This is a genomic window from Paracoccus onubensis (assembly GCF_003591515.1).
Lineage (GTDB): Bacteria > Pseudomonadota > Alphaproteobacteria > Rhodobacterales > Rhodobacteraceae > Paracoccus > Paracoccus onubensis.
In genome coordinates, this window is record NZ_QZCG01000034.1 from 1 (window position 1) to 5,303 (window position 5,303).

Genomic DNA, 5,303 nt, shown 5'->3' on the forward strand with positions numbered 1-5,303 from the left:
GCGCAAAGCGTATCGGCCACGGTTGCCTTCGACATGCCCGCAAGCGTGATGATGTCACCCGCCACGGCCTCGTCGATAGGCTGCGGGGTCAGGCCGCGGAAGGCCATGATCTTCGAGATGCGGAACTGCTCGACCCGTTCGCCGTCGCGGCTGAGCGCCTTCAGCGTGTCGCCCGCCCTGGCGCGGCCCGCTTCGACGCGGCCTGTCAATTGACGACCCAGAAACGCATCCGCGCCCAGCGTCGTGGCCAGCATCTGGAACGGCTCATCCACACGCGAGATTTGTTTCGGCGGCTCGACATGCCGCAGGATCATGTCGAACAGGGCCGTCATGTCCTTGCGCGGCCCGTCAAGCGTTTCATCCGCCCATCCCCCGATGCCCGAGGCATAGAGATGCGGGAAATCAAGCTGCTCATCGCTGGCGCCCAGATTGGCGAACAGGTCGAAAACGTCGTTCAGCGCGTTATCGGGCTCGGCCGCCGGTTTGTCGACCTTGTTCAACACGACGATGGGGCGCAGCCCCAATGCAAGCGCCTTGGATGTCACGAATTTCGTCTGCGGCATCGGCCCTTCGGCGGCATCCACCAGCAGACAGACGCCATCGACCATCGACAGGATACGCTCGACCTCGCCGCCGAAATCGGCATGGCCCGGCGTGTCAACGATATTGATCCGCGTCCCTTTCCACTCGACCGAGGTCGCCTTGGCAAGGATGGTGATGCCGCGTTCGCGTTCGATATCGTTGCTGTCCATGGCGCGTTCGGCCACGGCCTGATTTTCCCGGAACGAGCCCGATTGTTTCAAAAGCTGATCGACCAGCGTCGTCTTGCCGTGGTCAACATGGGCGATGATGGCGATATTGCGGATATCCATGAGGCTGCCTTCCGGGTTTGCGCCGCTGCCCTAGCCGAGAAGGCGAAGAAACGCCAGCCTTAAGTTGTCGGCGGGCAAGGTCGACCCAGCAACATTCCGGCGAAGACATGGTGCGGATCAGCCTTGCCAGGACGCGCTGTGTCAAACTGTGGCGATCAACTGGATCTCGACTGGCGCATTGCCGGGCAGCGTGGCGACCCCAACCGCCGCGCGCGCGCCTACGCCCTGGGGACCAAGCCTGTCGCGAAGATAATCCGAGGCGAAATCGGCCAGTTTCGAATGCGCGGTAAAATCCGGATCGGCGGCGATAAAGACCGAAAGGCTGAGAACTGCGGCGATCCGTTCTCCCTGCCGAAGCTGCGCATTCGCGGCGTTCAGCGCGTTGCCGCAGGCCAGTTCGACGGCTTCTCGATAATCCTCGAGCGGGGTGGCGGAACTGACATTGCCGGTCAGGATCAGAACGCCCTCGCGACGCGGCGTCATGCCGGAAGTCACGATCAGGCTGCCATGACGTTTTGCCGGAACGTAATTGCCTTGCGGGATCGGAAGGTCGGAGTTCATGCGCGATATCTTTCGATCAATGCGGCCATACGTTCTACCGCGGCAAGGGCGGCATCGTGATCCTGCGAGAAGTTCAACCTCACGCTGCTTGCGGTATGCGGGCTGAATTCGGTGCCGGGGGTGACGATCACATTCGCCTGAAGCCGCAGGATCTTGACGAAATCGCCATGGCTCACGGCCAGATCGGGAAGGCGGGGAAAAAGATAGCTGCCCGCCTGCGGGGTGCGGGCGAAGACGCCATCGACCGCGCGCAATGTCGACAGCAGATGGTCGCGAATCTCCTGATGGCGACGGATGCGCTCATCCATCCAGCCATCGGGTTCCGCAAACCAGCCGCGCAGGACCGCCTGACTATAACCGGGTGCGCGCAGGCTGACGATCGCCTGAAGCTTTTCCATTCGCGCGATTACCGCCTTTGACCCAAAAGCCACGCCCAGCCGGTAACCCGAGAGCGACTCGGTCTTGGAGGGCCCCATGATGGTCACCACATTCTCGGCATCGACGGCCTCGGCCCGCAGATGGGTATAGGTCGCGCCGCTGTAGCGCAGACGGGAATACAGCTGATCGGCGATTACCGTCACCCCATATTGCCCGGCCAAGGCAGCGATCTGACGGATCTCATCGGCTGAATAGACGACACCCGCCGGATTGTTGGGGTTGGAAAAGAGGAAGGTTTTCGCCCCGGCGCGGAACGCGGCCTCCAACCCGTCCAGATCAAGCCCGGCACTGCGATCATCCGCATTGACGTAATCCATCTGCACGGGAAGCATTTCGCCCTCGAAGAATTCCACCAGCTTGCGATTGGCGAAATAATCGGGCTGGACGATAGCCACCTTGTCGCCGCGGCTTACCGTCGCGGCGATGGCAAGAAACAGCGCGCCCTGCGTGCCCGGCGTAATGATCAGCCCGTCCGCCGCATCGACCGGGGCGCCGGTGAAACCGGCAATGCGGGGCGCAAGCTCTTCCCGGATGCCCAGATCGCCGCGGTATTCGGTATAGGCCTGTGCCCCGCCCGTGGCGACTCCGGCCGAGAAAAGCTCGAATGCGCCGGGCGTGGGTTCATGTGCATCCACATCGCCATGCGAGAAATCCACCTTGCGGCCTTCCAGCGGATCGCCCCGCAGCAGCGCATTGGTGCCTGCGGCATTCTGGCGGGTCTCCTGTCCCGGCGCGTTGTCGGTGCCAAGTTTGCGGAATTTGGCTTCGATGGACATGATGTTTCCTTATCTTCGAAAGGCTGGCGATGGGTCTGGGACCTCGATTCGCGGGCAAATTAGAGCAGAATATAAAGCAGGTTAATATTGCTTTTTATGCTTTCAAAAAATAGAAATCATATCTTATGGACATCCGCTTTCTTGAAAGCTTCGTTGCCGTCGCCGATTGCGGCTCGATCGCCGAGGCGGCGCGGCGGCTGAATCTGACGCCTGCCGCGGTAGCGCAGCGGTTGCGCACGCTTGAGCAGGATCTGGATCATGCTCTGGTCGCCCGCGCGGGCCGGACGGTACGGCCGACGGCATCGGGTCTGGCGGTGCTTGACGCCGCCCGCCAACTGATCGAGGCCGCCCGCGATCTGCGCGCCAGCGCCGCCAATGACGAACCGGCGGGACGGCTGAGACTTGGGGCGACCGCAACGTCGATGACCGGAATTCTGCCGGAAATTCTGGCCGGTCTGCGCCTGTGCCATCCCCGGATCGAATATTTCCTGCGCCCGGATTCGTCGGCAAGGCTTTATCAGGGCGTGCAGGCGGGCGAACTGGACGCGGCGATCATCGTGCGTCCGCATTTTCCGGTCCCGAAATCGATGGGCTGGCAGACCTTGCGGCATGAGCCGCTGATGCTGATCGCGTCCGAGGGTCTGGATCTCGGCGATCCGCATGGGCTGATCGCGGGGCAGCCCTTCATCCGATACGATCGCAACCAGTGGGGAGGGCAGATCGTCGATCGCTATCTGCGCCGGCATGATCTGAATGTGCGGGAATGGCTGGAGCTCGACGCGCTGGACGCGATTGCTGCACTGGTAAGCCGCGGGCTGGGGGTTTCTATCGTTCCCGATTGGGCACCGCCCTGGCCGGAAGGATTGCCCCTGCAGAAAAAATTACTTCCAGCAGGGGAAGTGCGTCAGACGGGCGTGCTGTGGAATCGATCCGGGCCGCGCATCGCCGCAGTGCGGGCTTTTGTCGATTTTTGCGCGGCTGAGGGAAAAGTGGCTCGGGTGAAGGGCGGGATGAAATATGACTGAGTATCGTCACCCTTGATCATGTCTTTTCTTCCGATGGTCTTTATCGCCGTGCCGCTGACATATATCGTCCCGGATATCGTCCATTATTCACCAAGAGCATTCTATGGCCGCTGACCTGACCCAAGCCGATGTCACCGATCTGCGCGAGCGCCTTGCGCAAGGCGAAATTTCGGCGGTTGAATTGACGACTGCCTGTCTGAACCGCATCGAGAAGACCGAGCCGCAGCTGCAGGCCTGGGCATGGCTGGATGGCGACCATGCGCTTGAACGGGCGCGCGCTTTGGATGAGCGGCGCAAATCCGGCGCCGTCCTTGGCGCGCTGCATGGGCTGCCGGTTGGAATCAAGGATGTCATCGACACGGCCCGCATACCGACCGAGAACGGCACCGCGATCGACAAAGGTCGTGTTCCCGCCGAAGATGCGGGACTGGTTGCGCGTTTGCATGCGGCTGGCGCGGTCGTCATTGGGAAGACCGTAACCACCGAACTGGCCTTTATGGAACCGTCGAAATCCCGGAATCCGCATGATGTTTCGCGAACGCCCGGAGGCTCGTCCGCGGGCTCCGCCGTGGCGGTTGCGGCGGGAATGGTGCCGCTGGCCGTCGGCACGCAGACTGGTGGCTCCGTCATTCGTCCGGCGTCATTCTGCGGGGTGGTCGGCTATAAGCCCAGTTTCGGCATGATCGGACGTTCCGGCGTGCTTCAGCAATCGCCCTTTCTGGATACGATCGGGGTCTTTGCCCGCTCGGTTCCGGGTGCCGCGCTTCTGGCCGAGGCGATGGCGGGCCATGATCCTGCCGATCCGGCGACCAGGCCGGTGCCAGCGCCGCAACTGTATCAGGGGGCGATCTCCACCCTATCCGCGACACCACGGCTGGCCTTGGTCGATCTGCCCGCGCCGCCTGCAACTGATCCTCGCATGCGCGCGGCATTGGACGAGTTGGCAGGGCTTCTTGGCGCTTTGGTGGAAAGGATTGAACTGCCCGCGATATTTTCCGAGGCGCAGCAGGTGAGGACGCGGATAAATCAGGTCGAGATGGCAAAATGTTTCGCGGGGTATGAACAGCGCGGACGTCACCTCATGTCGTTGAAACTGACCGAGGCGATGAATGCCGGAAAGACAATCCCTGCCTGCGATTACATGTCGGCTCTGGACTGGCGCAGGGATTTGAATGCCGGGCTGGACCGGATATTCGACCGTTACGACGCGATCCTTTGTGCGGCCAGCCCCGGCCCCGCGCCGGAAGGTCTGGGAAGTACCGGCGATTCTGCGTTCAACGGCATCTGGACGCTTTGCGGAACTCCGGTCGTGACCCTGCCTCTGTTCCTGACCCGGGACGGTCTGCCCATGGGGTTGCAGATCGTCGGGCGGCTGGGGGACGACGCCCGCCTGCTGCGGATAGCGGCATGGCTGATGCAGCATGTGGGACCCGCCGGAGAACCGACCCGAAAGGGAGAAATGACCAGCGCAGAATAGTTGATGCCGTTCTGGTCTGATAGCCCGGATGGGCGCTGCATAGCGTGGCCGCGGTAACCCGGTTCTGAGCAGGCATCGGCAACCGGAATGTCGCACTGAATCGGGAACGCCGGTTACTGCGTCCCGCGACGGCCGGGGGCGCTGCCCCCGGACC

At 62.4% G+C, this 5,303-nt stretch carries 5 protein-coding genes; 2 read left to right on the forward strand and 3 right to left on the reverse strand.

Annotation, left to right across the window (positions count from 1 at the left end; translation table 11 throughout):
* The 3 genes from D3P04_RS22950 to D3P04_RS22960 all read right to left on the reverse strand — a co-directional run.
* A partial coding sequence (locus tag D3P04_RS22950) for a GTP-binding protein (protein WP_119752208.1) occupies positions 1-872 on the reverse strand: 872 nt, incomplete at its 3' end.
* A gap of 141 nt (positions 873-1,013) precedes the next feature.
* Entirely contained in the window at positions 1,014-1,433 is a 420-nt protein-coding gene (locus D3P04_RS22955; protein ID WP_119752209.1) for a RidA family protein, read from the reverse strand.
* Positions 1,430-2,647, reverse strand: a complete 1,218-nt coding sequence (locus D3P04_RS22960; protein WP_119752210.1) for a pyridoxal phosphate-dependent aminotransferase — start codon at positions 2,645-2,647, stop codon at positions 1,430-1,432. The genes D3P04_RS22955 and D3P04_RS22960 overlap by 4 nt, the downstream gene beginning before the upstream one ends.
* Positions 2,648-2,772: 125 nt before the next feature.
* Between D3P04_RS22960 and D3P04_RS22965 the strand changes: the two genes are divergently transcribed.
* Entirely contained in the window at positions 2,773-3,672 is a 900-nt protein-coding gene (locus D3P04_RS22965) for a LysR family transcriptional regulator (RefSeq protein ID WP_119752211.1), read from the forward strand.
* A 103-nt stretch (positions 3,673-3,775) separates the two neighbouring features.
* Positions 3,776-5,149 (forward strand): amidase, encoded by a 1,374-nt coding sequence (locus tag D3P04_RS22970; protein WP_119752212.1) that lies wholly within the window; start codon positions 3,776-3,778, stop codon positions 5,147-5,149.
* The last annotated feature ends 154 nt before the right edge of the window (positions 5,150-5,303 follow it).